Genomic DNA, 26,952 nt, shown 5'->3' with positions numbered 1-26,952 from the left:
GATAGCGGGCGGATAGCCGGTCGGGACGGGGCGGATAGCCGGGGCGGGGAGTGTGGGTCGGACCAGGCACCCCCGTTGAGATGGTGAGGACCCGAAAATGATCACATCCCGACCGCGTCCGGTGTCCGAGGAGGTGACGTCCTCGGATGCCGTCCGGCTCAGCTCGGTCGTGAAGCGGTTCACCGATGCCAAGGGGCAGCGTTTCAGCGCTGTCGACGGCATCGATCTGCGCATCCGGCGGGGCGAGGTGCTGGCGTTCCTCGGGCCGAACGGCGCCGGCAAGACGACCACCATCGACATGCTGCTGGGGCTGACCCGGCCCGACGAGGGCTCGGTGGAGCTGTTCGGGGGCGAGCCGGAGCGGGCGGTGCGCTCCGGGCGGGTCGCCGCGGTGCTGCAGAGCGGCGGGCTGCTGCCCGATCTGACCGTCGAGGCCACCGTGCGGATGCTCGGCTCGCTGCACCCGGGGTCCGACGCGGACACGGTGCTGGTCCGGGCCGGGCTTGACCGGCTGCGGGGGCGCCGGGTCGCGGAGTGCTCGGGCGGCGAGCAGCAGCGGTTGCGCTTCGCCCTCGCCCTGCTGTCCGGGCCCGAGCTGCTGGTCCTGGACGAGCCGACGGCCGGGATGGACGTGGTGGCCCGCCGGGAGTTCTGGGCCGCGGTCCGGGAGGACGCCGAGCGCGGGATGACGGTCATGTTCGCCACCCACTACATGGAGGAGGCGGACCGGTTCGCGGACCGGGTGGTGATGATCGACCGCGGCCGGGTGGTGGCCGACGGATCGGTGTCCGAGGTGCGGTCCGCGCTGAGCGGGCGCACCGTCTCGGCGCTGGTCCGCGAGGAGGACGCCGCCGAGCTCACCCGGTCCCCGCTGGTGCGCTCCTGCGCCCTGCGCGGCGGCCGGTACCACTTCGACACCCCCGACTCCGACGCGCTGCTGCGCCTGCTGGTCGAGCGGCGCCTGGGCACGGAGATCGAGGTCACCCCGCGCAGTCTGGAAGAGGCTTTCATGACCATCACCGCCAGCGGCCGCACCGCCGGGGAGGGCGTCCGATGAGCGCCGCCACCTCCTCCGCCCGCGCGGCCCGGACCTCGCCGCTGGGCGGGGTGAACCCGGTGTTCATCGGCTACGAGCTGCGGCGCCGCTTCAACCGGCAGACGACGATCTTCACCCTGCTGCTGCCGGCCGTGCTGTATCTGGCGCTGTTCCGCACCGCGCCCGACGATGCCACGCTGCCGCACGGCAACTTCGCGGCCTGGATGATGACCGGTATCGCCGTGTACGGGGCGGCGACCGCGGCGGTCAGCTCCTCGGCCACCATCTCGGTGGAGAAGGCGTCCGGCTGGATGCGCACCATGGCGCTCAGCCCGCTCTCGCCGCCCGGCTACCTCTTCGTCAAGGTGCTGTCCTCCGTGGTGATGGCGGCCGTGCCGGTGGCCATCGTCGGTGTGCTCGGCGCGTTCACCGGGGTGCGGGCCACCGCCGCGGTGTGGGTGACCTCGCTTCTGGTGGCGTGGCTCGGTGCCGCCGTCTTCGCCGCGCTCGGCATCTTCCTGGGGCTGGCCCTCAAGCCCGAGACCGTGATGCACATGCCGGGGCTGACCATGACGGCGCTGGCGTTCCTGGGCAACCTCTTCATCCCGCTGTCCGGCACCATGCTGGAGATCTCCCGCTACTCGCCGATGTTCGGCGTCTCCACGCTCGCCCGCTACAGCCTCACCGACGGCTACTCCTTCAGGGGCGAGCACTCCAGCCTCGCGATGGCGGCCGTCAACACCGCCGCCTGGTTCGCGGCCTTCGCCTTCATGGCGGTCCGGCGGTTCCGCAAGAGCACCGGGCGCGGCTGAGTTTCCGGTACGCGGTGTGCGCCGCCTGCCGGCTGGGTTTCCGGCACACGGTGTGCGCCGTCTGCCGTCGGCGGGCCGGCTCGGGTGTGCCGAGGCGGCCGTCTCCAGGGTGATGTTTCACGTGAAACATCGCTCCTCTCAGCCCGGCTCAGTAGTGGCGTGCGGGCCGTACCCGATTGACCGCGTCGAGCCGGGAAGTGGCATCGAGCTTGAGGAAGATGTTTCGCAGATGACGCTTGACCGTGCCCTCGGTGATCCCGAGGCGGCTGCCGACCTGACGGTTGCTCAACCCCTTCGCGACCAGTTCCATCAGCTCCCGCTCGCGCAGGGTGAGGGCGTCGGCGGGGTCGGTCTCCCGCTGCGGCCGGGAGCCCTTGGCGGTGCGCGGCAGGAACATGGTGGTGCCGCCCGCCCTGGCGCTGCGGATCGCGGCGACCAGCACCTCCCGGTCGGCCTCCTTGTGCAGATAGCCCACCGCCCCCGCGGACAGCATCGAGTCGATGAGCCGGCGGTCGTCGTGCATCGTCAGCACGATGACCCGGGCCTCGGGCGCCGCCAGCCGGATGGCCCGCAGATTGGCCAGCGGACCCGGCCCCGGCATCTCCACGTCGAGCAGCACCACGTCCGGCCGGTGCAGCCCCGCCATCCGCACCCCGCTGGGCCCGTCGTCGGCCTGGGCGACCACCGTCAGGCCCTGGTACAGCTCCAGCAGCTCGCAGAGCGCCTCGCGCAGCAGCCGGTGGTCGTCCACGGCCAGCACCCGGATGTCACCGCCGTCGCCGGCGCCGCCGTCCGCCTGCGCGCTCACCGTCCGCCCCTCTCGGCCCCGTCGCCGCCGAGGGGGACCCGCAGACCGATCCTGGTGCCCTGGCCGGGCTCGCTGATCAGCTCCAGGGTCCCGCCGAGCGCGGCGACCCGCTGCCGCATGGCGGTCAGACCGGTACCTCCGCCGTCGAGATGGGACGGCAGCCCGGCCCCGTCGTCGGCGACCGTGGCGTGCACGGCGTCGGGGAAGACGCTCACCAGGATGTCGATATGATCCGCGCGGGCGTGGGTGAAGGCGTTGCGCAGGGCTTCCCGGATGACCAGGAACAGTTCCTGGCGTGCCTCCTCCGGCAGCCAGGACTCGTCGCCGTCGATCCGGCAGCGGACCTCCGCGGGCCGGTCGGAGGCGGCGGCGCTGTAGGCGTCGATCTCCTCCTTCAGCCCGTCGTGCAGCTCGTTGACGCGCAACCCGCTGACCATGGAGCGGGTGAAGCCGAACACGTCCCGCAGCGCCTGCCGGGCGTCGGCGAGCCGATCGCGCGGCGCGGTGACCCCGTTCGCCTGCTCCAGGGCGTACAGGTCGAGGCAGCGCAGCGCCAGGCTGATACTGCTGCCGACGTGGTCGTGCAGATCGCGGGCGATCCGATGGCGGCGGGCCGTGCTGGCCTGGCCCACATCGCGCAGGGTGGCCGACTCGTAGCCGATGGCGGCGGCGCTGACCCGGGTGAAGATCGCCTCGTGCAGCATCCGTACGGCGGTCAGGAACCGGGACAGCACGAGGTCGGCGGGCAGCCGGGCGGCGGTCTCGGTCATCGTCCCGACCGCCACGTCGAACAGCAGGCGGGCCGCGTGCACCGAGTCGATCGGCGGGACGTGGTCGTCGGAGCGCTGCACCCCGAGCGCCATCGAGACCAGTTCGGCCTCGGCGGCGACCTGCACCGGCATGCCGAGCAGGGTGCCGACGCACTCGCCGAGGATCTGCCGGGCCTGCTTCTCGCAGGAGACCCACAGCTCCGGGCGGAGCACCAGCGGATTGCCGGCTTCCCGCAGGCCGTCGGCATAGCGGGCGACGGCGGTGTCGACCAGCTGGGACCGGTCGGTCGACGGATCGACGGAGAGTCCCATGGCACGCCCCCCAAGTGGGGAGCGGTCAGGGTCGGGCGGCACGATTCCCCACGCTCACCCACCCTTCGGGATCATAACAACGCTCGAAAATGCAGACGAGAGCGGACACCGGGGGCATAGCGGTCCGTGGTCTCCACGGCCTGGCGGTGTATCAGGTCCGCCTCCGGCGCGCCGCGACCCCGACGCTGATCGGATCCGGCGGCGCCCGGTTCGGCGGTGTACCGGGTCCACGTCCATGCCTGTGCGTACTCGCGCACGCGGAGTCGATATGTCCGGTTCTGGTGTGTGTCCTTGGAGGTACGGCAGGTGCCCTCGGGGGTAGTCGTGTGGCCCCCGCGAGGCCTCAGCGCCTAGCGTCGTGGCAGCGCAGTCACGCCGCACAGGGCGGCACGTCGGGGGTGGCAAGAGTGGAGTTCCTGGTTCTGGGACCGCTGGAGGTACGCGAGTCGGGCAGAGCGGTCCGGCTCAGCGGAATGCGCCGCCGGCGGCTGCTGGCGTTGCTGCTGCTGGACGCCGGCCGCACGGTGTCGACCGACACCCTGGTGGACGGGTTGTGGGAGGACCCGCCGGCCTCCGCGCGGCACCAGGTGCACAACGCGATCCGCGATCTGCGTGCCGCGCTGGCCACCCGCGAGGGCGGCGGCCTGGTCACCGCGGACGCCGGCTACCGCCTGGACGTGCCGCCCGGCGCGGTGGACGCGCACCGCTTCACCGAAGGGGTCCGCGCCGCCCGGGCCGCCCGGCGCGAGGGCCGCGACACCGAGGCCGCGCTGCTCCTGCGGTCGGCGGTGGAGCTGTGGCGCGGCGACGCCTTCGCGGGCATCGACTGCCCGGCGGTGACCGCCGCGGCGGCGGGCCTGGACGAGCAGCGGCTCACCGCGGTCGAGGAGCTGATGGACCTGCGCCTCGCGGCGGGCGAGGCCGCCTCCCTGGTGGCCGAACTCTCCACGCTGACCGCCGCGCACCCGCTGCGCGACGCCCTCCGCGGCAGTCTGATGCTCGCCCTGCACCGCAGCGGACGGCAGGCCGACGCGCTCGCGGTCTACGAGGAGGGGCGCCGCCTGCTCGCCGAGGAACTGGGCCTGGAGCCCGGCCCCGGACTGCGGCGCCTGCACGCCGAGGTCCTCGCCGACGCGCCCCATCCCGAGCCGCGGCCCGAAGCCCTCCCACCCGCCCGCCCCGCCCCCCGCGCCTCCGGCAACCACCTGCCGCGCGACCTCCCCGACTTCACCGGCCGCACCGCCGAACTGGCGCTGCTGGACCGGGCCGTCGGCGACCAGCGCCCCGGCTCCCCCCGTACGGTCGTGATCGACGGCATGGGCGGCATCGGCAAGACGGCCCTGGCCGTCCACTACGCCCACCGCCGCACCGCGGACCACCCGGACGGCCAGTACCACCTCGACCTGCACGGCTTCAGCCCCTCCCGGGCGCCGCTCACCCCCGAGGAGGCGCTGGGTGTGCTGCTGCGCTCCGACGGCGCGGCGCCCGAGGCCATCCCGGCCGGCCCGGCCGAACGCGGCGCGGTCTGGCGCGCCCGCCTCGCCGGCCGCCGCGCCCTGCTGGTCCTCGACAACGCGGCCGACGCGGCGCAGGTGGCCCCGCTGCTGCCCGGCACCGGCGACACGCTCACCCTGATCACCACCCGCCACCGCCCGGCCGCCCCGGACGGCGCCCGCTCCCTGCCCCTGGGCCCGCTGACCCCCGCCGACGCCGAAACCCTCTTCCGCCGCGTCGCCGGCGCCGCCCGCACCACCGCACCCCCGACCGACACCGCCGCCCTCTGCGGCCACCACCCGCTGGCCCTGCGGCTCGCCGCCACCCGGCTGCGCGACCGCCCCTCCTGGACCCTGGCGGACCTGACGGCGCGCCTGCGCACCACCGCCGGCCGCACCACCCTGCTCCGTACCGCCGACCGCGACCTGATGTCCCTGCTGGCCCTCTCCCACGCCCGGCTGCCCGCCGACCTCCACCGGCCCACCCGCGCCCTCGCCCTGCACCCGGCGGCCCTCCACGACATCCCCGGCGCCTGCGCCGTCACCGGCCTCGACCCCACCGCCGTGGAACGCCTCTTCGACACCCTCCTTGACCACAACCTCGCCCACGAGCCGAGCCCCGCCCACCTCGCCATCCCGCCCCTGCTCCGGGACTGCGCCCACACCCTCACCCCCACCTCAACTCCCTCCCGCCCCCGCCACCTGACAGCGGTGGCCTGACCCACCTCACCCCACCCCACCCCATCCCGTCACAGCAGATCGGTGAGGTCCGGCCCGAGCCCGTCGATCACATCCGGCACCTTGAGCCCATGCCCTACCGCGGTCCCGAAGTAGGTCGGCTCACCCGGCTCACCATCCACCCCCAGCAGGGCGTCCAGCCCGCGCAGGGCCGCCGCGAGGCGCGGGGCGTTCCGCGCGTGCACCGCGGGCTGGGGCCTGCCGCGGAAGTCGTACCGGGCCCAGACGTCGTGGTGCACCGCCAGCTCGGCCCAGGAACTGACCGGGTCCGGTGAGACGGTGAGCTCCACCAGGCCGGGCTCCCACCGGGAATTCCCCTTCCCGTCCCACCACATCCCCCGCCCCAGCACCAGGATCGAGGACATCTCCGCCGCCGGGTACCCGGCCGGCCGGCACGCCTCCGCCCGCTCGGCGACCGACGCCGCGTCGATCCGCCGCCCCGCGAGATCCAGACGGCTGTGCGACCCCAGCCCACCCACCCCCGGCTGCCACCAACTCCACTCCAGCGAAGCCGGCTCCAGCAGCCCGCCCGACTCCAGTACGTCGGCCATCCGCGCGGCCGTGGCCAGGGCCGCGCCGAGCCCCGGCGCCGTCACCCCGTCCAGGTCCCACCACCACGAGCCGCACTCCCTCGGCGCGCGCATCAGCACCGACACACCATCCTCCTGTGCGTTCGCTGCCGGTCGGCTGGGTCTGCTTCTCAAGTCTCCGGTATCGCGATGCCATGTCGTCAGCCGGTTGCCGTTCCCATCCCAGGATTCCTCCTCACGGAGAGCCAAGCGAGTCACCGAAGGGGATCGGGATGCCGGGCCCCCTCCGATACGGTGCGGATCATGGCGGACATCTCCGAGCTGACGGTGGCACTGAACCTGCGGGACGATCTCACGGACGCGGAGCTGGCCGAGCTCCGCTGGCACCTGGGCCTGGGACCACGACCGGAGCCGCCGTCGGCCATCTCGCTGATGCCCACCGTCGACCCGCCGTCGGCCGACGACGCCGCGTACGCGATCGAATTCGAGGTCGGGTTCGAGATCGAGGACGAGCCCCTGCTCGGCTACCACGGCGAGGCATGGAAGGTGGGCGGCGCGCTCACCTCGGTGCTGGTACGCCGACGGGACGGCTGGGCGCTGACCTCCCGCCAGGAGATCCACCCCGATCAGCACGGCTACGTCGGCCCGCTCCTCGCGTGGCTGGCCGACCGGTCCACCGCGCGGGACGAACGGACCGACGGCTCGGTGCTGGTCGGCTGGACCCGCTTCTACGAGGAGGACCGCCCCGAGCCGTTGGTGGTACGGGACGGGCGGGTCGACTGGCCCTGAGCGGGCCCCGTCGGCACGCCCTGCTCGTCCCGGGTCTCGTGTTCCCGGAGCGAGGACCCGAAGTCGCCGAGGAACTTTCGGGATGCCGGCGTGCCGTTACGGTGCCACTTTCTTAACTCGCCCCGCGGAAAGCCCCCTCGGACCGCACCCTCCGACCGGAGGGTCTGACGAGAGGCATGGATCCAGTCCTCCTGGTGGTTGTGTGCTGTCTGGGGCCTGGATGGCGGCCGGCACTATCTCGCCGAGCCGAGGCGCTCCAGCCAGTACGTCTGGATGGCGTCGATCCACAGGTGGGCGAACTCGTACTGCGAGCCGGAGACGCCCAGTACGTCCTATTCGGCCACCTTGCGCCATTCCTTGGTCTGATGTCCCTGCTCGTCCCACGTCGCTTCCGCGACAAGGGTCATGCCGTCCTCGGAGAAGACCTGCTCGGAGGCGAGTCGACCGTTCGCATGCCATTCTCGCCAGAGGCCTACGGGACGGGAATGGTGCGTTCTTCCTTCTGAGCGCAGGGTGCCGTTCTTGTACCACTCCTGGCTTATGCCGTGCTGAACGCCGTCCACATAGCCGTCCAGGCTGACGAGCGCACCCGCCAAGTGTTCGGTCACTTCACCCGTGAACGGCTTTCCCTGGTGGAGAAGGCGTCCGCCGCCGTCCATGTCGACGTCCGGGGCGTCGATATCAATGCGCACTACCTCGGTCATTCGGGAATCCAGTTTTCGTCAGAGGCCGGGTTGCCTGTGAACCTGCCATGCGCACTGTCCACGCCATCCAGCATATGGTGGCAGTTCGCACAGAAGGGGGCGGGGCGTCCGGGAAGGTCGGTCTTTCGGTGGTTCATGTACGGGAACTCGATGGAAGCTCGGAGTTCGGACAGAGCGGACTCATCGTCCGGCAGGCCACGCTTCCGACGCTCCCAGAGCAACTCGTTGACCGCCTTCACCTCGGCATGACCCAATGGATGGTCCGGAGCGGGCTGAGGATGCAGTTCCGCCTGCCTCGCTGCCACGGTGGGATGCACTCGTCCCTCCGGAATGATATTGGTGGCCTTGCCATTGATGCCTTCGACGACCATTCCTGTACGAAGATCCATAACCGGGCCTATGCATGCGCCTGTCTGCTTTCGCGGGAAGGTGCCCAGCTCCTTCGCTTCCCGGTAGAGGGTCGCGCGCTGGAAGGCGAGGTCCTTGAGCCAGTGCTCGACCGGACGGCCATCGACGAGTGAGATGAGGTTGTTCTTGTCTCGCCGCACGCGACTTTCTTCCAGCACGCCCAGCACCTTCTCCCCCGGGCCGGCCGGAGGGAGCGGCTGGTCACCGATGGTGATGGGATCTGCCGCGCGGCGGGCCGCGTCGTCGACGACGCTTCCACCGGCCTCACGCGTGTCCCTCTCGTGAGGAGGGACGTTGTCGGGGTCGACGTCCGTCCCATCACCCGCATGACCGACGGGGTTTCCCTCGTCCCCCGCGCGCCCGGCGTCGTCCGCGCCCGCCGCGCCCTCGTCCACGGCACCGGTGCCCGGCCCGTCGCCGTGACCGCCCGTGCCGGGCCCGTCGCCATGTCCGCCCGGGGCCTCATGACCGTTCCCGCCCGTACCGGGCCCGTCACCGTGGCCACCCGGGGCCTCATGACCGTTCCCGCCCGTGCCGGGTCCGTCGCCGTGGCCGCCCGGGGGCGTGTGGTCGAGGCTGTTGGAGGGCAGGTGGTCGCCCGCGCTGCCACCCGGCAGGTGGTCGCCGGCGTGGCCGGAAGGCAGGTGGTCCCCCGCCCGCCCACCGGGCAGGTGGTCGCCCAGCCCGCCCGGGCCGTGGTTCCCCAGTCCGCCCGGCGCATGCCCGCCCGGGCCGCGGCCCGGCGCGTCGTCGCCGAGGCGGGCCGGGAGGTCGTCGCCCACGTGGCCCGGGAGGTCGTCGCCGACGCGTCCCACGTCGCCGAGGTTGGTGTCCAGGTCGCCGCCCAGGTGGATCGGGGCGTTGTCGCCCGTGTGGACGGCGGCGCCGGCCAGGGCGGGGACCTTCTGCGGGGTGTCCACGCGGGGGTTGTCCGCGCCGGAGGTGGGGGCGTCGGGGGTGCCGTCGAGGGTCGCGCGGTCCACGACGTCCGTGGGCGCGTCCTTGGAGGAGCTGACGACCTTGCCGTGCCCGTCGAGGAGGTTGCCCTCGCGGTCGAAGTACCGGGCGTCCGAGGCCTCGTCCACCTGCTGGAGGGGGAGGGAGTCCTGGGGGATGGCCGGGGTGTCCTTGGGGAGGGCGACGGTGCCCTCCTCCAGGGGGGTCGCCCCGGCCGGGACCGGGGTGTCCTCGGGGAGCTTCACCACGCCGTCGCCCAGGTCGACCGCGCCCGGTGGGACGGCGGCGCCCTCCGGGAGGCGGACCGCGTCGGCGGGGATCTCGATGCCGCCCGGCGGCAGCTCGGCACCGTCGGGGAGCCGGATGGTGCCGTCGGGGAGCGCGAGGGAGCCCTCGGGGAGGATGACGGTGCCCTCGGGGATGGCGGGAATGTCGATGTTGCCCATGGCCCTGATGCCGGACATGGCGTCACCGATCTTGGTGAAGCCCATGCCGGCGCCCTTGAAGAGGTACGTGGCCGGGTCGATCGCCCGCCCCGCCTTGCCCGCGAAGGAGATCGCCTTGGCCACCGCGCCCGCCTTGCCCGCGCCGGCCGCCGCACCGCCCGCGCCACCGGTGAACACGGTGGTCAGCACGTTGAAGGTGACCGCGCCCGCGGCCCGCGCCGGGTTGGAGCCCCACTGGTCCCAGGCGACCAGCGCCTTGCCGGTCTCCTTCATCGCGGTACGGGAGTCCCGCAGCCACGCCGGCAGGTCCTTGTCGTCGGCCGTCCAGTAGACGGCGGCCAGCGGGGTCGCCGTGATGGCCAGACCGGTGGCCAGCTGCCCCAGCCCCTTCCAGGCCTGCCCGGCGGCGTCCCAGCCCTGGAAGCCGACCAGGGTGCCCAGCCCCTTGATGGTGCCCCACACCCCGTCGACGATGATGCCCTTGCCGAAGTCGTAGGCGTGCTCCCACACCTGCCACCAGGGCGTGGACTCCTCCACCGCCTCGCCCCACGGCAGGCTCTTGGCCCCCTTGAGCGCCTCGGCGTCGTAGCCGTACATGCCCTCGCCGTTGGAGCCGTCGTTGACCTTGAGGGCCTTGCCGCCGACCAGGGCGACGATCTTGGCGTGGGCGGAGCGCTCGGCGGCCTGGAACTGGGTCCAGACCTCGGCGATCTCGTTGCGGCGGTCGTTGTTCTCCTCGACCAGGTCGCCGTCCTCACGCCACTTGTCGTCCTCGGCGATCTTCGTCCGGAAGTCGACGGCGGCCTGGCGCAGGTCGTCCAGCTTCTGCTTCAGGGGCCGGACCTCGCTCGCGTACGAGCCCAGTGCGCCCGTGATGGTGCACATGTCCCCGCTGATGGCGAGGGCCTTGTCCTTCACCGGCTGGGTGGTGGCGAACAGCTGCTCCGCCTCGGGGGCCTGGTAGAAGGCGCGCAGCCCGCCGAAGGAGGTGTGCACGTCGCCGGCCGCGGTGGCGATCTTGCCGCCGGTGCCGGAGAGCGCCTTCACCTTCGCGTCGAGCACTTCCAGGTCGCCGGTGAAGACGGGGACCTCGGCGGGGTTGACCGGCTGGTTCTCGCTCACTTCTTGCCCCCGGGCTCCTTCAGCAGGTCCAGACGGACCTGGCGCGCCGCGTCCTGGGCCTCCTTGGCCTGGTCCAAGTCGCCCTGGACGTACTCGTTGGTCGCCTTGGCGGCGCCCAGCACCGCCGCCTGGATGCGCTGCGCCATCGGCTCGAAGTGGGTGGTCTTGCGCCCGTTCATGTACTCGGCGAGCGCCGCGCCCACCGGTCCGCTCGCCTTCCGGGTGAGCGGCTTGCCGGAGGCCGTCGGCCCCTGCAAGGGCGTCTCGGCCGCCGAGCCCGGCACCGCCGTCCCGGCCGCCTGCGCGGCCTCCTGCATATCGGTGACCAGGGTGTTCAGGGCCTTCTCCAGATCACCGGCATGGGTGCCGACAACCTTGAGCTGGCCCTGTACGCCCTGGGGCTGGATGTCCCATCCCGTCATGAACGCTCCCCCGTGACTTCTTCGCGTGACGCGGCCGTGATGCCGGCCGTGGTGCCGACCTGGTGCCCGGTCGGCCGGTGCCGTCGACCGCGGCCGGCGGCCGGTGCCGTGGTGCCCGGTGCCGTGGTGTCCGGTGCCGGCGGCCGCGGCCCGGTCGATGCCCCGGACCGCGGCTCAGCCGGTGCCGGCGGCCGCGGCCCGGCCGATGCTCCGGACCGCGGCTCAGCCGGTGCCGGCGGCCGCGGCCGTAGCCCGGCCGACTCCCCGGACCTGGCTCAGCCGATGCCGTCGACCGCGGCCTTGGCGCGCTGCAGGGTCTGCTGCGCGGTCACGTCGTTCTTCTCCAGCGTCGTCTTGAGCAGCTGGATGATGTTGCGGACCTCCTGGGAGGCCGACTTCCAGCGCAGCTCCTTGCCGTGGTACTCGTCGGCCACGCCGTCGGCGGCGAAGTCGGTCATCGCCGCCGCCACCTGGGCGTCGCGTGCCGTCATCACCTGTTCCAGGCGGGCGACCACCGCCTGGATGTTGGTCTGCGCCTCGGAGGACGCACCGGTGTCGTACGCACGACGATCGGTCATCGGCTTTCAGCTCCCCGTGGTTTCGGATCGGTGTACGGGGTCGGCGGCCCGCCCGGATTCGGTGCGCGGGCCCGACCGGTGTACGGGTCGGGTGTGCGGGTGCGCCGTACGGCTCGGGGCCGGCGGCCCGGTGCCGTACGGCTCGGGGCTAGCGGCCCCCGAAGCGCGCGGCGTCGAAGTTGGCCGACGACTCGGTCGTCTTGGCGTTGTCGCCCTGCTCGGTGTCACCGGTGCCGAACGCCGTCTCCATGCCCGACTGGCCGCCCAGGATGCCGGACAGCGCGCTGTTCAGCGCCGCCGTGATCTCGTCGGACCGCGACTTGAACGAGTCGAACGCCACCTTGCCCGAGCCCTGGAACTTGCCCTCCAGGGGCGCCGCCGCCTGGATCAGCTGACGGATCAGCAGGCCGAGATCGGTGCTCGAACTCTGCGACTTGGACATCAGGGTCGACAGGACCTGCGCCCCCATGTCGAACTTCATCGGAACCACCCCCGTTGCGATGGAAGACTGCTGCGACCGAGGCGGGCCACCGCAGCGACCGCGTCGATCGTATGGATCGAATGTACGACATGCCTATCAAGTCAAGCGTCGCGGCTGCAATCGGCAATCACCGGACCCTCACCTACCTGTGACGAAGGCATGACACAGGCGCCGGCCACCGGCCCGGCGCCCCCGGCTCACTCGCCCTTCAGATGCCGCATCAGCCGCTCGAAGTCCCGCCACCCCGACAGGTCCGACGGGTCGCCGGGCAACGGGTAGTAGAGCGCCGGCCGGTTCGTGGCGCCCAGCGGGACCGGGGCCCCGGCCAGCGGCGTACGGCGGGCGCGGTCCCCGGGCATCGCCCGCACCTCCTCCGCGCCGAGCACGAACGCCACCGGCACCCCGGGCCCCTCGAAGCGCGGAGGCACCGCCAGATCGCGCCGGGCTTTGCGGAGTTGTACGAGCATCGACTGCAGATGGTGGCGGGTGGCGAGCACCTCGGCGGCCCGCCGCACGGCGTCCAGCGGGGGCTCCTCGTCCGGTCCGTAGCCGAACGCGAGGGTGACCTCCTCCTCCACGCCCGCCGTGGTCCGGCCGACCCGTACGGTGGCGAGGCCGGGCCGCTCCGGGCCGCCGACCACCACCGCCCAGGTCGGCTCCGGCGCCCGCTCGAAGGCCACGTCCGTCAGCCGGCGCGGCGACCAGGGCAGGTTGGCGGGCTCCGCCGTACCCCAGCCGGCCGGCGCCGCGCCGGTCAGCTCGCGCCACACCGCCTCCAGGGCACCGCCCAGCACCAGCCGGTCGTCGGCGGCCCGGACCGTCCGGAAGGTCACCGCCAACTGCCGCTCACCGGTGTCCCGTACGCCCTCCTGGTAGGAGGCGGCCACCCGGGCGCGCGGCTCCCCGGGGACGGAGTCCTCCTCCGGGCCGGAGTCCTCGGCCGGGACCGGGGCGAACATCCCGCCCTGCCAGGCCAGCACCGCCCCGGACAGCCCGTCGTAGTAGCCGTCCCGCTCGTCCTGCACCACCCACCGGGACGGCCAGTCCGAGAGCGCGGAGCGCACCGCGGGGGAGAGCGTGGTGCCGGCCGGGCTGACCACCTGGAGCCCGAGGCCGCCCTCGGCCGCCGCCCGGAACGCGTCCGCCAGCCAGGCCGTCATCGCCACCACCGGCCGGTCCGCGATCACCACGGCGACCTGCTCGGTGAGCACGTCCACCGCGGGCGACCCGGCGTCCGCCGGCGGGGCCACCACCACCCCCTGGGAAGCTCCCGCGGAGGCGTTCTCGGAGGGCACCACGGCCAGCGACCGCGCGGCCTCCGGCGGCCACGCCGCACCGCCGGCCAGCGAGGCCAGCCGGGCCGCGAAGGTGCCCGCCAGCCGCTCGGCCTCCGCCACCCCGGTGGTGGCCCGGACCTCGGTCCACCAGAACGGCACCGGCGGAGCGCTCGCCCCCAGCAGCCGCTCCGCCTCGCCCGCCACCTGCACCAGCAGCGGCGCCTCCACCGAGACCAGCGGCCGCCCCCGCTCGTCGCAGAGCCGCACCACGGCGTCCTGGCCGGCGGTGTGCACCAGCTTGTCCGGGCCGCCGGAGAGCAGCCCCGCCAGCACGGTCAACGGGTCGGGCATGCGCGCGGTGAGCGCGATGACGTCCTTGGTCATGGGGCGGTCCGGCCCTTCGTCTCCGTCAACACCGTCGTCACGGGGTGAACACCGTCTGGATCAGCCGGTTGGACTGGCCGCGGCGGATCAGCACGCCCCGGCCGGCCGGCTGCTGGGAGGCGTAGACGCCCGGGAACAGCTGCCCCTCGCTGCGGTCGCCGGCCATCACGATCGCCGACGCCCCCGACTCGCGCAGCCCCTGCACCAGCGGCTCGTACATCCCGCGCGAGGCGCCCGCGACCCGCCGGGTGACGACGAAGTGCAGGCCGATGTCGACCGCCGAGGGGATGTACGGGAGGAAGGGGGCCAGCGGGGACTGGCCGGCCGTGGTCAGCACGTCGTAGTCGTCGACCAGGACCACGATCCGCGGCCCGCTGCCCCAGCTGCCCGGCTCCAGGTCCTCCAGCCGGGCGGTGTCGTCCGGCAGCCGCTTCTCCAGCTCGGTGGCGATGCCCGCGGCCAGCCCGCCGCAGAGCTTGGCGTTGTACGCGTAGCCGCCGAGGAACTCCTCCGGCACCACCCCGCGCAGCCCGCGCCGCGGGTCCATCACCGCGAGGACCAGCTCGTCCTCCCCGTACCGCTCCACCAGCCCGCCGGCGATGGTCTTCAGCAGACTGGTCTTGCCGCACTCGCTGTCGCCCATCACCACCAGGTGCTGGTCGTGCGCGAACAGGTCGAGCAGGACGGGCGCCAGCGCGGTCTGGTCCAGCCCGATGGGCACCCGCCGGGGCTCGGCGACCGGGCCGGGCAGCTCGTACGGCTCCAGGACGTGCGGCAGCACCCGTACGGGCTGCGCGGTCTCCCCGCTCCACGCGCCGCGCACCTGGCGGGCGGTGCGCTCCAGCACGGCGCCCAGCTCGGCGGCGTCGGCCAGGCCGTCGGTACGGGGCAGGGCTACCTGGGCGAAGAGCTTGCCGTCGGTCAGCACCCGGCCCGGCTCGTCGGGGGAGAGGGTCTCGGCCAGCTTGCGGTCGATGCTGGACTCGGTGGCGTCGTTGAGGCGCAGCTCGACCCGGGTGCCGAAGTACGACTGGGTGGCGATCCGCACGTCGTTCCAGCGGAGCATGCCCGCGACCACGTGGATGCCGTAGCCGCCGCCCCGCTTGAGGATGTCCACCACCGCGTCGTCCAGCTCGTCGAAGTCGTCGCGCAGCGCGCCGAAGCCGTCCACGACCAGCACGATCTCGGCGGAGGCCAGCTGCGGCAGCCGGCCGGCGGCGTGCAGGGTGCGCAGCTGCTCCACGGAGTCGATGGAGTGCTCGCGGAACAGCTCCTCGCGCAGCGCCAGCATGCCCCGCACCTCCTCCACCGTGCGGGCGGCCCGCTCCCGGTCGGCGCGGCTCGCGATGCCGCCGACGTGCGGCAGCCCGGCGAGCGCGGCCAGGCCGCCGCCGGCCAGGTCCAGGCCGTAGACGCCGACCTCCTTCGGGGTGTGGGTGAGGGCGAGGGAGAGCACCAGGGTGCGCAGCAGGGTGGTCTTGCCGGACTGCGGGCCGCCGATGACGGCGGCGTGCCCGCCGGCCACCGTGAGGTCCAGGTACCAGTCGCCCTGCCACTGCCGGGTGGGGTCGTCCAGCACCCCGAGCGGCACCCGCAGCGGGCCCCGGCGGGCGGTCAGCTGCATCCCGCGCGGCCCGGCCGAGAGCGGCCCGGCGATGCGGTCCAGGGCGATGGCGGAGGGCAGCGGCGGCAGCCAGATCCGGCGTACCGGAGCGGTGGGGGCGGCCTCCAGCTGTTCGACCATGACGCCCAGTTCGGTGGGGCCGGTCTCCCGGCGCCGCCCGGCGGCCTCCTGGGGGGCGCCGGAGTCCTCGGCCTCGCCCAGGGTGTTGAACGCCTCGTAGGCCAGCGCCAGCGGACCGGCGTCCTCCTCCTGCTCGCGCCGGGCCGGGCCGCGGTAGCCGCCGGAGACGTAGGAGGCCTTGAACCGCTCGTAGTGGCTGGTGTCCACCTTGAGGTAGCCGAAGCCGGGCAGCGGCGGCAGATGGAAGGCGTCGGTGGTGTCCAGCACCGTCCGCGACTCGTCGGCGGAGAAGGTGCGCAGGCCCAGCCGGTACGAGAGGTAGGTGTCCAGGCCCTTGAGCCGGCCGCCCTCGATGCGCTGGCTGGAGAGCAGCAGATGGACGCCGATGGAGCGGCCGATCCGGCCGATGGAGAGGAACAGGTCGATGAAGTCCGGCTTGGCGGTGAGCAGTTCGCCGAACTCGTCGATGACGATGAAGAGGTGCGGCAGCGGTTCGAGGTCGGGCCGCTTCTCGGCGCGCAGCGCCGCGTAGTGCCCGATGTCGGCGACGTTCCCGGCGTCCTTCAGCACCTGCTGGCGGCGCTTGACCTCGCCGGCCAGCGAGGCGTGCACGCGCTCCACCAGCCCGGCCTGGTTCTCCAGGTTGGTGATGACCCCGGCGACGTGCGGCAGCTCGGCGAACGGGGCGAAGGTTGCGCCGCCCTTGTAGTCGACCAGCACCAGCGCCAGGTCCTCCGGCGGATGGGTGGCCACCAGCGCCAGCACCAGGGTGCGCAGCAGCTCGGACTTGCCGGAGCCGGTGGCGCCGACGCACAGCCCGTGCGGGCCCATGCCCAGCTCGGAGGACTCCTTGAGGTCCAGCAGCACCGGCTCACGGGAGTCGCTGACGCCGATCGGCACGCGCAGGAAGGCGCGTTCGCCGCGCGGCGCCCAGAGCGCCGCCAGGTCCAGCCGGGCCACGTCGTCGATGCCCAGCAGCTCGGCGAAGTCCACCGGCCCGGAGAGCGGGGCGTCCACCAGGGACTCGGCGGACAGCCGCAGCGGCGCCAGCATCCGGGCCAGGCCCTCGGCGAACGGGGTGCCCACCTCGTCCACCGCGCCGTGCGCGCCGATCGGCTCCTCCTCGCGCAGGTCCTCGATGGCGACCCGGTCGCCCTCGACGGTGATCCGCACCCCGACCTGGCCGGGCTCCTGCACCCGCCGCTCCAGCAGGTGCAGCACGGTGACGCCCATCTCGCGCAGGCCCACCGCCTCGTCGGGCAGCGGCAGGTCCACCGCGTCCTCGCCGTGCCCGTCGGCCACCACGAGGAGACGGGAGGACATCGACAGGGCGTCCCGGCCGGCCAGCCCGCGCCGCACCTCGGCGGCGTAGGAGGCGCGGCGGCGCAGCTCGGGCCCGAGCTGCCGGGCCAGCTGCGGCGCGGACGGCGCGATCCGGCGGGCGGCCACCGGGCCGTCGAACTGGTCGGTGTCCAGCAGGTGCGGCAGCCACTTGGCCCACTCCCAGTCGGCCAGCCGGTCACCGGGCACCGCGAGCGCGATACCGACGTCGTCGGGCGCGTGCAGCGCGGCGGTCTGCACCATCAGGGCGCGGGCCAGGCGCAGGCAGTCCTCCCGGGGGCCGACCACGCTGATGTTGCCGACCCGGTCCAGCGGCACGGTCAGCGGCAGCTCGGTGCCGGTGCGGAAGCGGTCCATCAGCGCCGACGCCTCGTTGAGCATGAAGCGGTCCGGCGGAGTGAGCACCGAGGAGCCCTGGTCGGTGATGCCCAGGTCCCGTACCGGCATCTCGCCGGTGCCCACCCGCACCCGCAGGAAGTCGGCGTCCAGCCGGCGGCGCTCCCACAGCCGGGCCGGGTCGCGGACGATGTCGTACAGCGAGTCCGGCGGCGGGTTGAGCACCCCGGCGTGCTCCCGGCGGGCCCGCTCCTCGCCGGACAGCTCCTCGCGCAGGTCCTCCAGATAGGCGAGATAGGCCTCGCGCTGGGTGCGGCGGGTGCGCTGCGCCTTGCCGCGCTGGGAGAAGACCAGCACCAGTGAGCCGATGACGGTGACCACCAGGATCAGCGCGCCCAGCGCGGCGAACTGGCTGTTGCGGACGACCGTCATCATCACCACGGACGACATCACCCCGGCGACGGGCAGCAGCGACATGGCGATGTTGCCGCCCTTGCCCTCGGGGAGGTTGGGCGGCGCCTCGATGGCGCGCGCCTCGGAGGGGGCGGGCGGCCGGGTGGTCCGGGCGGGGCGGTGTATCAGCCGGGTGCTCATGCGTGTCCCTCGCCCTCAGCGCCGCTGCTGCGACAGCCGGAAGACCTCGGCGGCGATCCGGGTGGCGGCCTGCCGGGTGGGCTGGGCGAGCAGCTCGGTGCGGATGGTGCCGCCGGCCGCCAGATGCCGGTCGTACGGGAGGTGCCGCACGCTCGCCCCGGTGGCCGCCAGCTGCTCGCGGGCCCGGTCGAGGTCCAGCCCGGAGTGCGGGACGAGTTCGGTGAGGACGACCACGGTGCCGGCGATGATGTGCGGGGGCAGGCCCTGCATCCAGGTCAGGACCGCGTGGGTGCTGGCGACGCCCTCCAGGGTGGCGGGCGCGGTCAGCACCCGGGCCTGGGCGGCGGACAGCGCGACCCGGGCCACCTCGGCGGGCAGCGTCTCGCAGTCGGCCACCGTGACGCCGAAGTAGCGGCGCAGCGAGACCATCACCCGCTCGTACGCCGGGGTGTCCAGCATGGCGCCGATCCGGCCCTGGCTGCCGGGCAGCAGCCAGGCGTTGTCCGGCAGCTGCACCAGGTAGCCGGTGACGTCCAGCAGCGACATCTGCGGTTCGACGATCCCGGCGAGGTCCCCGGTGGTCCAGCGCAGGGTCTCGGCGCCGAGCCGCAGCGGCAGCGAGCCGAGCGCCGGGTCGGCCTCCACCAGCAGCACCGGGTCCTGCCGGTAGTGGGCGTAGGTGAGGCCGAGCAGCGCGGCCACGGTGGACTTGCCGGCGCCGCCGCGGATGGAGGTGACGGCGATCTGCCGCCCGGTGGTCACCGGCTGCTGGAGCAGCTCGGCGGTACGGGTGGTCTCGGCGACCTCCCGGGCGGCGGAGGAGGAGACGGTGCGCCGCAGCGCCCGTACCGCCCGCGCGGCCAGCGCCTCCCCGTGCCGCGGCCTGCGCCCGACCCCGGCCAGCTGCTTGTCCAGGACGGGGCGGGAGTCGGGCGTGGTGGTACGGGGGGCCGCCGGGCGGTACGCGGCGGGGGCCGGCCGCGCGGCGGCGGGGGCCTGCGGGTACGCGGTGGCGGGCGCGGGCTGCCGAGGGGGCACCGGGGCGGCCTCCGGCTGGTGCGGCTGCGGCTGCGGCTGCGGCTGCGGTTGGGGGACGGCCGGGTCCGCGCCGGGCCGGGGGGCGGCCCCGGCGCGCAGGTCGCGCAGGACATCGCCCTGCCAGTTGTCTCCGTTCGGCATGTGCCTCTTCTCCCGCCCCTGCCGCTTCCCGATGAACCCGGAACGCTGAACTCAGAACACTGGACGCCGGCCCCGCCGGCGCCGACCTCAGAACCTGTCGAGCAGCTGCCCGTAGACGCCGAACACCCCGACCGCGAGCGGGAACAGCGCCACCATGCCGATGGACTCGACCAGATCGGCCATGCGCCCCAGCCGCACCCGTACGTGCTCCGGCGGCTGGACCGCCAGCACGAGCAGCGGCAGCACCGCGGCCGCGCCGAGCACGGTGAGCGGTCCGGCGCCGCCGGCGTGGTCCATCCAGAGCACCACCAGCCGCACCACCAGGGCCCCCGCCGCGGCGAAGAGCGCCACGACCTCGGCGACCAGCGGGAAGGCCCGCGCCCGGGACAGCAGCACCACGGCGGTGACCGACGGCAGCAGCACCGTCCACACCGTCGGCCGCTCCGCGAGGGTGAGCAGCCAGCCGCCGGCCGCCGCCGAGGCCGCGGTGACGATCGTCGCCAGGGCCAGGCCCCGGTGGGTGGCCGCCAGGGCGGTGCCCACCCGGTGGCGGCTGACCGAGGCGCCGCCCGAGCGCCGGTCGTCGAGCGCGGTGAGCCCCGAGGCCATCAGCGCGAGCCGGGGCAGCAGTCCGAGCAGCACCACGGAGAGGACGGCCATCACCGCGCCCAGCCGGGCCAGGTCGTCCTGGACGGCGGCGACGGCCAGCCAGACCAGGGTGATCACCGCGGCGGCACCGGCGCCGACCAGCCCGCCGCGGCCGAGCGGCGAGAACTGCCCGAGCATCGCCAGCACCACCACCAGCGCGCCCGCCACGGCGGCCAGGCGCGCGGCGCCGGACCAGCCGTAGGCGTCGGCGGCGGTCCAGGCGGTGAGCACCCCCAGCCCGCCGGAGGCCAGCAGCAGCGCGGTGGCCAGCCCCCGGTTGCCCGGCCCGATCCGGGCCACCAGCGCCCCGGCCGCCAGCAGGACCAGCGTCACCGCGGCGAGGGCGCCGGCCAGCGCGTCCAGGGTGAACTCCCGGCGGGCCAGCAGCGCGGCGATCACCGCGAAGGCGACCGTGGCCACGCCCGCGGAGGCCCGCCGGGCGGCGGGCCGCCAGCGCCAGGCCTGGATGTCGAGGTCGTCGGCCACCTGGTCGGTGACATCGTGCACCACCGGCGCGGGCGGCGCGGAGTGGGCCCGGACCAGCCGCAGCACGGCGCCGTCGGCGATCCCGGCGGACGCGAGGGTGCTGTCGTGCGGAAGCGCGGAGCCGTCGGAGGCGATCAGCTGCCGGGTCATCGGCCGGGACGCGGCCCGGTCGTCCAGCAACTGAAGGATGTCCGGAAGGAGTTGGCCGATCGGGGTGTCGGCGGGCAGAACGATGTCGGCCCGTCGCCGCTCGCCGACCAGGGTCACCCGGCTCAGCTGCGTCCAGGGCGTCGCTGCTGTACTCACCACTTGGCGGAACCTATCATCGCGGCGTCCTCGGCATTCGAGTCGGTGTTCGAGCCGGTCATCACGAGCCCCCGCCGGCGCCGGCGGACTCCTCCGGCCTCACCGACCCCTCGGGCTTCGCCGGCTGCTGGAAGCGCTCCTCCTGCTTCCGCTGCTCGGCCTTCTGCTCGGCCAGCGTGTGCTGGAGGAAGGACCAGCCGACGCACCCCGCGCACAGCACGGCCGCGATGGCGATGCCTGCGAACACCTTCCCGAGCCGCTCGTCCGCCGTACGGCGGGCCCGCTGCGCGCCGAACAGCAGCGCGTCCCGCATTCTGCGCCGGCGTACGGCGACCGACTCCAGCAACTGGCTGTCGTAGTCCCGTGCCATCGCTCGTTTGTCCCCCTTGCTTTGCCCCCGCAACATAAGCCATCCGCGAGCGGCCGGTACACCCCCGGGGTGTGCCGCCCGGCCAGCCCGGGCCGCCGACGCCGCGGGCACCCTGGAGCTGTCCGGCTCGCCCAGACCGCCGCCGACCGCCTCAAGCGCCGGCCGTCGCAGCCGCCTTCCGGCGCCGGTGGCTCGCGCGGTGGCTACCGGGTGAGCTCGGCCAGCCGGGCCAGGCTGTCGCGAGCCGCCGCGCGCTCCTCCTCACCCGGACCGTCCGGCCCGTCCAGGTCGCCGAGCGGGAGCGCGGCGGCGCGGGCCGCCAGCCGGGCCGCCAGCGGGGCGTCCCCGAGGCGCTCGGCGAGATCGGCGCGGAGCACCAGCAGCCGCAGATGCTGTACGGGTGAGGGGTCCGGGCCGCCGGGCCGGGGCGCGTGGTCGTGCTCCGGCGGCAGTACCCGGTCGATGACCCTCACCGCGCCCGCCAGGTCCTCCTTGGAGTCGGTGAACAGGTCGGCCAGGTGCAGCGCCCGCTCGAACGGCCCCCTGGGCACCGGGCGCATGCTCGGATCGCCACTGATCGGCTGCCCCACCCGGATGCTGTTGCCGGCCGGGTCGGTCATCAGGAACTGCCGCACCCCGTACGACATGTCCTTCACCGGGCCGATCCGCGGCAGCCCCCGGTTCGGTATCCGCCCGTACGCCGCCTTCAGGCCGGCCCGGAAGGCCGCGTGCAGCCCGTCCACGTCCTCGGTCAGCACATAGCAACCCGAGTAGGACGCGGCCGGGTCGTACCCCTTCGGGGAAGTCGCGGAATAGGGCGGATCTGCATGCCCGGGCAGAGGCCGCAACTCGGGGAGCTGAGCCGAACGAGTGGTGTTCATCAGAAGATCTGCCGCGCGGTGGCGTCGGTCCGTGCCTTCTGAAGGTGCGTACACATCATGAGAAAGGTATGTAGATCGCCCAACCCGAACTACCGACTCCGGACGGACCCGGAGACCCCGAAAACCCGACACGAAAGCGAGGGACCATGGCCGCCACCACGAAGGCCGCGCAGTTCTGGACCGCCTTCCTCACCCTGCTGTCCGCGATCCTCTCCCCTGTCCTCTCCGCCGTCGGCCTCACCCGCCGCTCGGCGATCACCGGCGGCGCGGTGACCACCGGCGCCCCCACCGCCCCGGCGACCGCCGAGGCCGCCGTCGCGGAGCCGCGCCCGGAGGGAGGGACGACCGCGCCGCCCAGGGGGGCCGACCGGAGGGCCGACGCGCTCACCCCGGTCGACATGAGGCTCGGACGTACGGCGAGCGGCAGCGCCTCGACCTCCTGCGTCCCGTCGGCATCCGCCGGAAGCCCCGGCACCCGGGACCGCTCCCTGCCCCCCACCATCAAGCAGCGCATCCGGGCCGAGGCACACGGCTCCTCCCCCTCGGTACGCCACCTCCCGGCCGTCGCCCCGCTGCCCGCCGGGATGGACCTCGCCGACCTCGCCCTCGCGGCGTGAGCCGCCTCCCACTGGCCGAGCCGGTGCGTGTTTCACGTGAAACCATCCCGGCCGCCGCGACAGCGACCCTCCGCCGCACCCCCGTCCCGTGCCTCATGGCGCCGGCCCCGGACATGACTCGGCCGGCCGCCCGGAACGTGCGGACCGGAGTCCGCGACGAACCGAAGGCGACCGGCCGGTATCCGACCGCGTGGAGCGGTCAGGGACGCTTGTCGTCCGCGTCGGCCTCGGCCTGCTTGGCCTCGACCTCGGGGTCCAGCGCCTCCGCGCCGGTGCCGTCGACCGAGGTGAGCGGGGCGCGGTCGGAGACCTCGGTGGGCGCCGGCGGCTCGACCAGCCAGTCCGGGTTGGCCTGCTTGTCCCACCACTTCCAGGCGGCGAAGGCACCGCCCGCCAGCGCCCCGAAGAGCGCGAGCCCCTTGAGGACGCGTCCGGCGCGACCTCGGCGCTCGTTCTTCCGCACCAGCTTCTGGATGTCCTTGGCCGACACCTGTCCGCGGAGCGCCGCCAGCGTGGCGAGCGAGCGGGCCGCGGCCTCCTCGCGGGCCGGAGCGGTCGCGGCGACCGCCTGCTCCACCCGCGGCACGGTGTAGTCGGCGGCCTGCTTGGCCGCCCGGCGGGTCTTGACCACCGCACGCTGCGCGGCGTCGCCGAGCTCCGGCGGCACCTTCGGCGCGACATACGCGTCGTACTGCACACGTGCCTGGTGAGCGGCCTTCGACACCTTCGGCGCTACCTTGACGCGGGCCTCATGCGCGTACTGCGCGGCTGTGTCCTTTGCCGTTCCGGCGTAGGGCGCCACCACTTCCGCGGCGTGCCGCACGCTGTCTTTCGCCGAATTGGTCGCGGCGCGCACGCTGTCCTTGCGGGTCACGGCTTTCCTCCTCCTCGGTGGCGGGGTAGGTACTCGCGTATCCGTCCTCCTCGAAATCATGCCTGCCGACCCTGACCTCGGCATGCGGTACGGCGGCATCCGGGGCATCCCCTTCCCCCGTACAGCCCTCCGGCCTCCCGGCCCCCACGCCTTTCCGCACGCCTTTCCTCCGCACGCCCGCAGCCGCTCCGGCCGCCGGGCGCACCGCCATGTCCGCGCCCCTGTACGCCGCCGCCGGCCGCCGGGTCCGCCGCCGGGCGTGCTGCCCTGCCCGCGCCGCCGTCTTCCGTGCGAGGATCGGTAGTCGTCAGAGCAGACTTACGGAAGGCACATCGTGGCCGAGAACCTTTACGCCACCCTGAAGACCAATCACGGCGACATCGAGGTGCGGCTCCTGCCGAACCACGCGCCCAAGACGGTCAAGAACTTCGTCGAGCTCGCGCAGGGCGAGCGGGAGTGGACGCACCCGGCCACCGGCAAGAAGTCGAACGACCGCCTCTACGACGGCACGGTCTTCCACCGCGTCATCAGCGGCTTCATGATCCAGGGCGGGGACCCGCTGGGCAACGGCACCGGCGGCCCCGGCTACGAGTTCGGTGACGAGTTCCACCCGGAGCTGTCCTTCAACAAGCCGTACCTGCTGGCCATGGCCAACGCCGGCCCGGGCACCAACGGTTCGCAGTTCTTCATCACCGTCGCCCCCACCACCTGGCTGACCGGGAAGCACACCATCTTCGGCGAGGTGGTGAACGAGGAGGGCAAGAAGGTCGTGGACGCCATCGCCGGCGCCCAGACCAACCCGCGCACCGACCGCCCGGTGAACGACGTGGTCATCGAGTCGGTGGTGATCGAGAAGCGCCAGGGCTGACCCCCGCCGCCTCTCCCCGGGCTCCCGCGGCCGCCGCACGTCAACGGCGGGTGGACGCGGGGAACCTTTCCGCCCCGCCCGTCCGTAAGGAGGGGCGGGGCGCCGCACTGACCGGGGGTGCCCCGTGACGACAGGGGCGTCCCGTCCGGACCCGCCGGGACCGCCGGCCGACCACCGCCGGGACCGCCGGCCGACAAGGGGGCTCGCATGAGCAGGGGGCTTGCATGAGCGAGGTGCCGCACTGCTACCGCCACCCGGGCGCGGAGACGGGGATCCGCTGCGCCCGGTGCGAGCGGCCGATCTGCACCGACTGCATGGTCGACGCGTCGGTGGGCTTCCAGTGCCCCGACTGCGTGCGCGGCGGGGGCGGCACCGGCCACTCCCGTACCGCCGACCAGCCGCGCACCCTCGCCGGCGGCCGGATCACCGGCGGGGACCCGCACCTGGTCACCCATCTCCTCATCGGCGCCAATCTGCTGGTCTTCCTGGTGGCGCAGATCGTCCCCCGGTTCATCGACGAGACGGTGCTCATCGGGCTGGCCTTCGACCCGGCCCTGGGCCGGGTGGTGGGCGTCGCCGACGGCGAGTGGTACCGCCTGCTCAGCAGCATGTTCCTGCACGAGCAGATCTGGCACATCGCGGGGAACATGCTGCTGCTGTGGTTCCTCGGGGTGGGGCTGGAGGAGCAGCTGGGGCGGGTCCGCTTCCTGGTGCTCTATCTGCTGTCCGGGCTGGCCGGCGGGGCGCTGACCTATCTGCTCGCCGCCCAGAACCAGTCCTCGCTGGGAGCCTCCGGGGCGGTCTACGGACTGCTCGGCGCCACCGTCGTCCTGCTGCGGCGGCTCGACCGGGATCTGCGGCCGGTCCTCGCCCTGGTGGCGCTCAACCTGGTGATCACGTTCTTCTGGGAGAACATCGCCTGGCAGGCGCATATCGGCGGCCTGGTGGCGGGGGTGCTGATCTCCTACGCGATGATCAACGGACCGCGCGAGCGCCGGGGCCTGGTGCAGTGGGGCACCTGCGGGGCGGTGCTCGCCCTCTCCGTGCTGCTGATGGTGCTGCGGACCTCCGCGCTCAGCTGAGCGGGCCTTTCCGCCCGGGCCCGGCCCGGTTGTCCCCACCCTTGTCCACAATATGTGTTCGACCTTGCGCCCCGTGTGCGGAACAGCTGTACGGATCCGCGCTGACCTGCGATTTCACCGCCGGAGCGGGCCGAGGGCGCGCTCGCCCTCCCATCGCGCCGACGTCAACGCGATGGGAGTTATCCACAGATCTTCCTACCTATCCACGACCTGTGTACAACGCTGTGGATAACCATGGGCAAGGCTTGACGGGAGACCCCGGACCGTGCGTTGCGACCGGTGTGCCGACCGCGCTACTTCCACTGGGTCGAGACGGCGAAGCCACCCGCGATGAAGCCGAAGCCGACCACGATGTTCCAGTTCCGCAGCGACTCCAGCGGCAGCGAGCCGTCCGTCACATAGAACACGACGATCCAGGCCAGGCCGATGGCGAACAGCGCCAGCATCACCGGGGCCACCCAGCTGCGGTTGGTCAGCTTGATGGCGGTGGCCTGCTTCGCGGCCGGCGGCGGGGTGAAGTCGGCCTTCTTGCGGATACGTGACTTCGGCACGAGGAGCTCTCCTGTCGATGCGCTGCGTGACCGCGCGGGGGACGTGGGCTGCGCCGGGGAAGCGAGCGGGACAGCCGCCTCGTCCGGGCGTCCGTTAGCGTAGTGCTTCCGCGGTGCTGAAGGAGATAAGGGTACGTTGAGCACTTCCCCCGGCGCTCCCCCCGAACCGGCCCGGCGACGCCGCCTGCGGCCGGTCCGGCTGCTCACCGCTGCCGTCTTCGCCCTCGCCGGACTGATCTTCGTCACCAGCTTCAACACCGCCAAGGGCACCAACCTCCGCACCGACGACTCGCTGCTGAAGCTGTCCGACCTCATCCGCGAGCGCAGCCACAAGAACGGACGGCTGGACGAGACCACCGCGGCGGTACGGGAGGAGGTGGATGCCCTCGCCCGGCGCGACGCCGGCGGCACCCGCGCCGAGGACGCCCGGCTGCGTGCCCTGGAGGAGGCCGCCGGCACCACCGAGGTCTCCGGCGACGGCCTGACCGTCACCCTCGACGACGCCCCGCCCGACGCGCAGGCCGCGCCCGGCTACCCCGAGCCCCAGGCCAACGACCTGGTCATCCACCAGCAGGACCTCCAGGCCGTGGTCAACGCGCTCTGGAAGGGCGGCGCCAAGGGCATCCGCGTGATGGACCAGCGGCTGATCTCCACCAGCGCCGTGCGGTGCGTGGGCAACACCCTGATCCTCCAGGGGCGGGTCTACTCACCCCCGTACAAGATCACCGCCGTCGGGGACACCGGCGACCTCCAGAAGGCGCTGGACGGCTCCACCGCCGTACGGAACTACCTGCTGTACGTGAAGGCCTACGGGCTCGGCTGGAAGGTCGACGACCACGACGAGGTCTCGCTGCCCGGCTACTCGGGCGCGGTCGACCTCCACCACGCCCGGCCCTCCGGCCCCTCGGGCGCCACCGGCTCCCCGTAGCCACCCCCCGCCAACTCCCGCGCCCCGTACTCTGGTCTCCGACAGCAGCGGCGAAGAGCAGCGAGGAAGGACCGGCGGAC

23 protein-coding genes and 1 pseudogene are annotated in these 26,952 nt (G+C 73.5%); 8 read left to right on the top strand and 16 right to left on the bottom strand.

Going from position 1 to position 26,952, the window contains the following annotated elements; all coding sequences use genetic code 11:
- Positions 1–97 precede the first annotated feature (97 nt).
- The gene (locus M1O15_RS02350) at positions 98–1,057 is read left to right on the top strand and encodes an ABC transporter ATP-binding protein (RefSeq protein WP_248631463.1); all 960 of its coding nucleotides are present in this window, start codon (positions 98–100) and stop codon (positions 1,055–1,057) included.
- Positions 1,054–1,848 carry an ABC transporter permease gene (locus M1O15_RS02345; RefSeq protein WP_248631462.1) on the top strand — a complete coding sequence of 265 codons (795 nt, stop codon included), beginning with the start codon at positions 1,054–1,056 and terminating at the stop codon, positions 1,846–1,848. Before M1O15_RS02350 ends, M1O15_RS02345 begins: the two co-directional genes overlap by 4 nt.
- A gap of 148 nt (positions 1,849–1,996) precedes the next feature.
- Here the strand turns inward: M1O15_RS02345 and M1O15_RS02340 are convergent, their stop codons facing one another.
- Both M1O15_RS02340 and M1O15_RS02335 read right to left on the bottom strand, forming a co-directional pair.
- Positions 1,997–2,656: a response regulator gene (locus tag M1O15_RS02340; RefSeq protein WP_248631461.1), complete on the bottom strand. Its 660-nt coding sequence runs from the start codon at positions 2,654–2,656 to the stop codon at positions 1,997–1,999.
- Positions 2,653–3,738, bottom strand: a complete 1,086-nt coding sequence (locus tag M1O15_RS02335; RefSeq protein WP_248631460.1) for a sensor histidine kinase — start codon at positions 3,736–3,738, stop codon at positions 2,653–2,655. The genes M1O15_RS02340 and M1O15_RS02335 overlap by 4 nt, the downstream gene beginning before the upstream one ends.
- Positions 3,739–4,145: 407 nt before the next feature.
- Here M1O15_RS02335 and M1O15_RS02330 point away from each other — a divergent pair, with 407 nt between their 5' ends.
- A complete protein-coding gene (locus M1O15_RS02330) occupies positions 4,146–5,951 on the top strand; it encodes an AfsR/SARP family transcriptional regulator (protein WP_248631459.1) in 1,806 nt (601 codons plus the stop codon).
- Positions 5,952–5,980: 29 nt separating this feature from the next.
- Here the strand turns inward: M1O15_RS02330 and M1O15_RS02325 are convergent, their stop codons facing one another.
- Entirely contained in the window at positions 5,981–6,625 is a 645-nt protein-coding gene (locus tag M1O15_RS02325) for a hypothetical protein (RefSeq protein ID WP_308282195.1), read from the bottom strand.
- Positions 6,626–6,802: 177 nt separating this feature from the next.
- Here M1O15_RS02325 and M1O15_RS02320 point away from each other — a divergent pair, with 177 nt between their 5' ends.
- Positions 6,803–7,288 (top strand): hypothetical protein, encoded by a 486-nt coding sequence (locus tag M1O15_RS02320; protein WP_248631458.1) that lies wholly within the window; start codon positions 6,803–6,805, stop codon positions 7,286–7,288.
- A 332-nt stretch (positions 7,289–7,620) separates the two neighbouring features.
- Here M1O15_RS02320 and M1O15_RS02315 read toward each other — a convergent pair whose 3' ends face one another.
- From M1O15_RS02315 to M1O15_RS02265, 11 genes and pseudogenes are all read right to left on the bottom strand, one after another.
- Positions 7,621–7,992 carry a toxin-antitoxin system YwqK family antitoxin gene (locus M1O15_RS02315; RefSeq protein WP_248631457.1) on the bottom strand — a complete coding sequence of 124 codons (372 nt, stop codon included), beginning with the start codon at positions 7,990–7,992 and terminating at the stop codon, positions 7,621–7,623.
- A complete protein-coding gene (locus M1O15_RS02310; protein WP_248631456.1) occupies positions 7,989–10,925 on the bottom strand; it encodes a YwqJ-related putative deaminase in 2,937 nt (978 codons plus the stop codon). Before M1O15_RS02310 ends, M1O15_RS02315 begins: the two co-directional genes overlap by 4 nt.
- Positions 10,922–11,347: a DUF6507 family protein gene (locus tag M1O15_RS02305; protein ID WP_248631455.1), complete on the bottom strand. Its 426-nt coding sequence runs from the start codon at positions 11,345–11,347 to the stop codon at positions 10,922–10,924. The genes M1O15_RS02310 and M1O15_RS02305 overlap by 4 nt, the downstream gene beginning before the upstream one ends.
- Positions 11,348–11,622: 275 nt before the next feature.
- Positions 11,623–11,925, bottom strand: a complete 303-nt coding sequence (locus M1O15_RS02300; protein ID WP_248631454.1) for a pore-forming ESAT-6 family protein — start codon at positions 11,923–11,925, stop codon at positions 11,623–11,625.
- A gap of 148 nt (positions 11,926–12,073) precedes the next feature.
- Positions 12,074–12,406, bottom strand: coding sequence for a hypothetical protein (locus M1O15_RS02295; protein WP_248631453.1), 333 nt, complete (start codon positions 12,404–12,406; stop codon positions 12,074–12,076).
- Positions 12,407–12,603: 197 nt separating this feature from the next.
- Positions 12,604–14,067 carry a DUF6177 family protein gene (locus M1O15_RS02290; protein WP_248631452.1) on the bottom strand — a complete coding sequence of 488 codons (1,464 nt, stop codon included), beginning with the start codon at positions 14,065–14,067 and terminating at the stop codon, positions 12,604–12,606.
- A 37-nt stretch (positions 14,068–14,104) separates the two neighbouring features.
- Positions 14,105–18,082 (bottom strand): type VII secretion protein EccCa, encoded by a 3,978-nt coding sequence (gene eccCa / locus M1O15_RS02285; protein WP_248631451.1) that lies wholly within the window; start codon positions 18,080–18,082, stop codon positions 14,105–14,107.
- Between the two features lie 15 nt (positions 18,083–18,097).
- Complete coding sequence (locus M1O15_RS02280; protein WP_248631450.1) at positions 18,098–19,261, bottom strand: MinD/ParA family ATP-binding protein; 1,164 nt, start codon at positions 19,259–19,261, stop codon at positions 18,098–18,100.
- An 87-nt stretch (positions 19,262–19,348) separates the two neighbouring features.
- Positions 19,349–20,704, bottom strand: a complete 1,356-nt coding sequence (gene eccD, locus M1O15_RS02275; RefSeq protein ID WP_248631449.1) for a type VII secretion integral membrane protein EccD — start codon at positions 20,702–20,704, stop codon at positions 19,349–19,351.
- A 58-nt stretch (positions 20,705–20,762) separates the two neighbouring features.
- The gene (locus M1O15_RS02270; protein WP_248631448.1) at positions 20,763–21,071 is read right to left on the bottom strand and encodes a hypothetical protein; all 309 of its coding nucleotides are present in this window, start codon (positions 21,069–21,071) and stop codon (positions 20,763–20,765) included.
- Positions 21,072–21,274: 203 nt separating this feature from the next.
- Positions 21,275–21,868 (bottom strand): annotated as a pseudogene (locus M1O15_RS02265) (DUF8817 family protein); the annotation flags it as partial.
- Positions 21,869–22,098: 230 nt separating this feature from the next.
- Between M1O15_RS02265 and M1O15_RS02260 the strand changes: the two are divergent.
- On the top strand, positions 22,099–22,569 hold the full coding sequence (locus tag M1O15_RS02260; protein ID WP_248631447.1) for a DUF6344 domain-containing protein: 471 nt from the start codon (positions 22,099–22,101) through the stop codon (positions 22,567–22,569).
- A 199-nt stretch (positions 22,570–22,768) separates the two neighbouring features.
- On the opposite strand, the gene M1O15_RS02255 is transcribed toward M1O15_RS02260, so the two are convergent.
- A complete protein-coding gene (locus M1O15_RS02255; RefSeq protein WP_248631446.1) occupies positions 22,769–23,443 on the bottom strand; it encodes a DUF5324 family protein in 675 nt (224 codons plus the stop codon).
- A 334-nt stretch (positions 23,444–23,777) separates the two neighbouring features.
- Here M1O15_RS02255 and M1O15_RS02250 point away from each other — a divergent pair, with 334 nt between their 5' ends.
- The gene (locus M1O15_RS02250; RefSeq protein ID WP_248631445.1) at positions 23,778–24,311 is read left to right on the top strand and encodes a peptidylprolyl isomerase; all 534 of its coding nucleotides are present in this window, start codon (positions 23,778–23,780) and stop codon (positions 24,309–24,311) included.
- 224 nt (positions 24,312–24,535) lie between these two features.
- Positions 24,536–25,393 carry a rhomboid family intramembrane serine protease gene (locus M1O15_RS02245; protein WP_248631444.1) on the top strand — a complete coding sequence of 286 codons (858 nt, stop codon included), beginning with the start codon at positions 24,536–24,538 and terminating at the stop codon, positions 25,391–25,393.
- Between the two features lie 293 nt (positions 25,394–25,686).
- Here M1O15_RS02245 and crgA read toward each other — a convergent pair whose 3' ends face one another.
- Positions 25,687–25,944, bottom strand: a complete 258-nt coding sequence (gene crgA / locus M1O15_RS02240; RefSeq protein WP_248631443.1) for a cell division protein CrgA — start codon at positions 25,942–25,944, stop codon at positions 25,687–25,689.
- 136 nt (positions 25,945–26,080) lie between these two features.
- Here crgA and M1O15_RS02235 point away from each other — a divergent pair, with 136 nt between their 5' ends.
- The gene (locus M1O15_RS02235) at positions 26,081–26,872 is read left to right on the top strand and encodes a DUF881 domain-containing protein (protein WP_248631442.1); all 792 of its coding nucleotides are present in this window, start codon (positions 26,081–26,083) and stop codon (positions 26,870–26,872) included.
- The last annotated feature ends 80 nt before the right edge of the window (positions 26,873–26,952 follow it).

Origin of the sequence: Streptomyces lichenis, from assembly GCF_023218175.1 — a bacterium.
GTDB lineage: Bacteria > Actinomycetota > Actinomycetes > Streptomycetales > Streptomycetaceae > Streptomyces > Streptomyces lichenis.
This window is presented reverse-complemented; position numbering and strand designations above follow the sequence as displayed.

Bases quoted from the DNA above. Each gene is read 5' to 3' on its own strand.
- M1O15_RS02335 (WP_248631460.1), bottom strand. From the start codon at position 3,738: ATGGGACTCTCCGTCGATCCGTCGACCGACCGGTCCCAGCTGGTCGAC.
- M1O15_RS02260 (WP_248631447.1), top strand. From the start codon at position 22,099: ATGGCCGCCACCACGAAGGCCGCGCAGTTCTGGACCGCCTTCCTCACC.
- M1O15_RS02345 (WP_248631462.1), top strand. From the start codon at position 1,054: ATGAGCGCCGCCACCTCCTCCGCCCGCGCGGCCCGGACCTCGCCGCTG.
- M1O15_RS02305 (WP_248631455.1), bottom strand. From the start codon at position 11,347: ATGACGGGATGGGACATCCAGCCCCAGGGCGTACAGGGCCAGCTCAAG.
- M1O15_RS02320 (WP_248631458.1), top strand. From the start codon at position 6,803: ATGGCGGACATCTCCGAGCTGACGGTGGCACTGAACCTGCGGGACGAT.
- M1O15_RS02290 (WP_248631452.1), bottom strand. From the start codon at position 14,067: ATGACCAAGGACGTCATCGCGCTCACCGCGCGCATGCCCGACCCGTTG.
- M1O15_RS02270 (WP_248631448.1), bottom strand. From the start codon at position 21,071: ATGGCACGGGACTACGACAGCCAGTTGCTGGAGTCGGTCGCCGTACGC.
- M1O15_RS02280 (WP_248631450.1), bottom strand. From the start codon at position 19,261: ATGCCGAACGGAGACAACTGGCAGGGCGATGTCCTGCGCGACCTGCGC.
- M1O15_RS02295 (WP_248631453.1), bottom strand. From the start codon at position 12,406: ATGAAGTTCGACATGGGGGCGCAGGTCCTGTCGACCCTGATGTCCAAG.
- M1O15_RS02245 (WP_248631444.1), top strand. From the start codon at position 24,536: ATGAGCGAGGTGCCGCACTGCTACCGCCACCCGGGCGCGGAGACGGGG.
- M1O15_RS02350 (WP_248631463.1), top strand. From the start codon at position 98: ATGATCACATCCCGACCGCGTCCGGTGTCCGAGGAGGTGACGTCCTCG.
- M1O15_RS02315 (WP_248631457.1), bottom strand. From the start codon at position 7,992: ATGACCGAGGTAGTGCGCATTGATATCGACGCCCCGGACGTCGACATG.
- eccCa (WP_248631451.1), bottom strand. From the start codon at position 18,082: ATGAGCACCCGGCTGATACACCGCCCCGCCCGGACCACCCGGCCGCCC.
- M1O15_RS02300 (WP_248631454.1), bottom strand. From the start codon at position 11,925: ATGACCGATCGTCGTGCGTACGACACCGGTGCGTCCTCCGAGGCGCAG.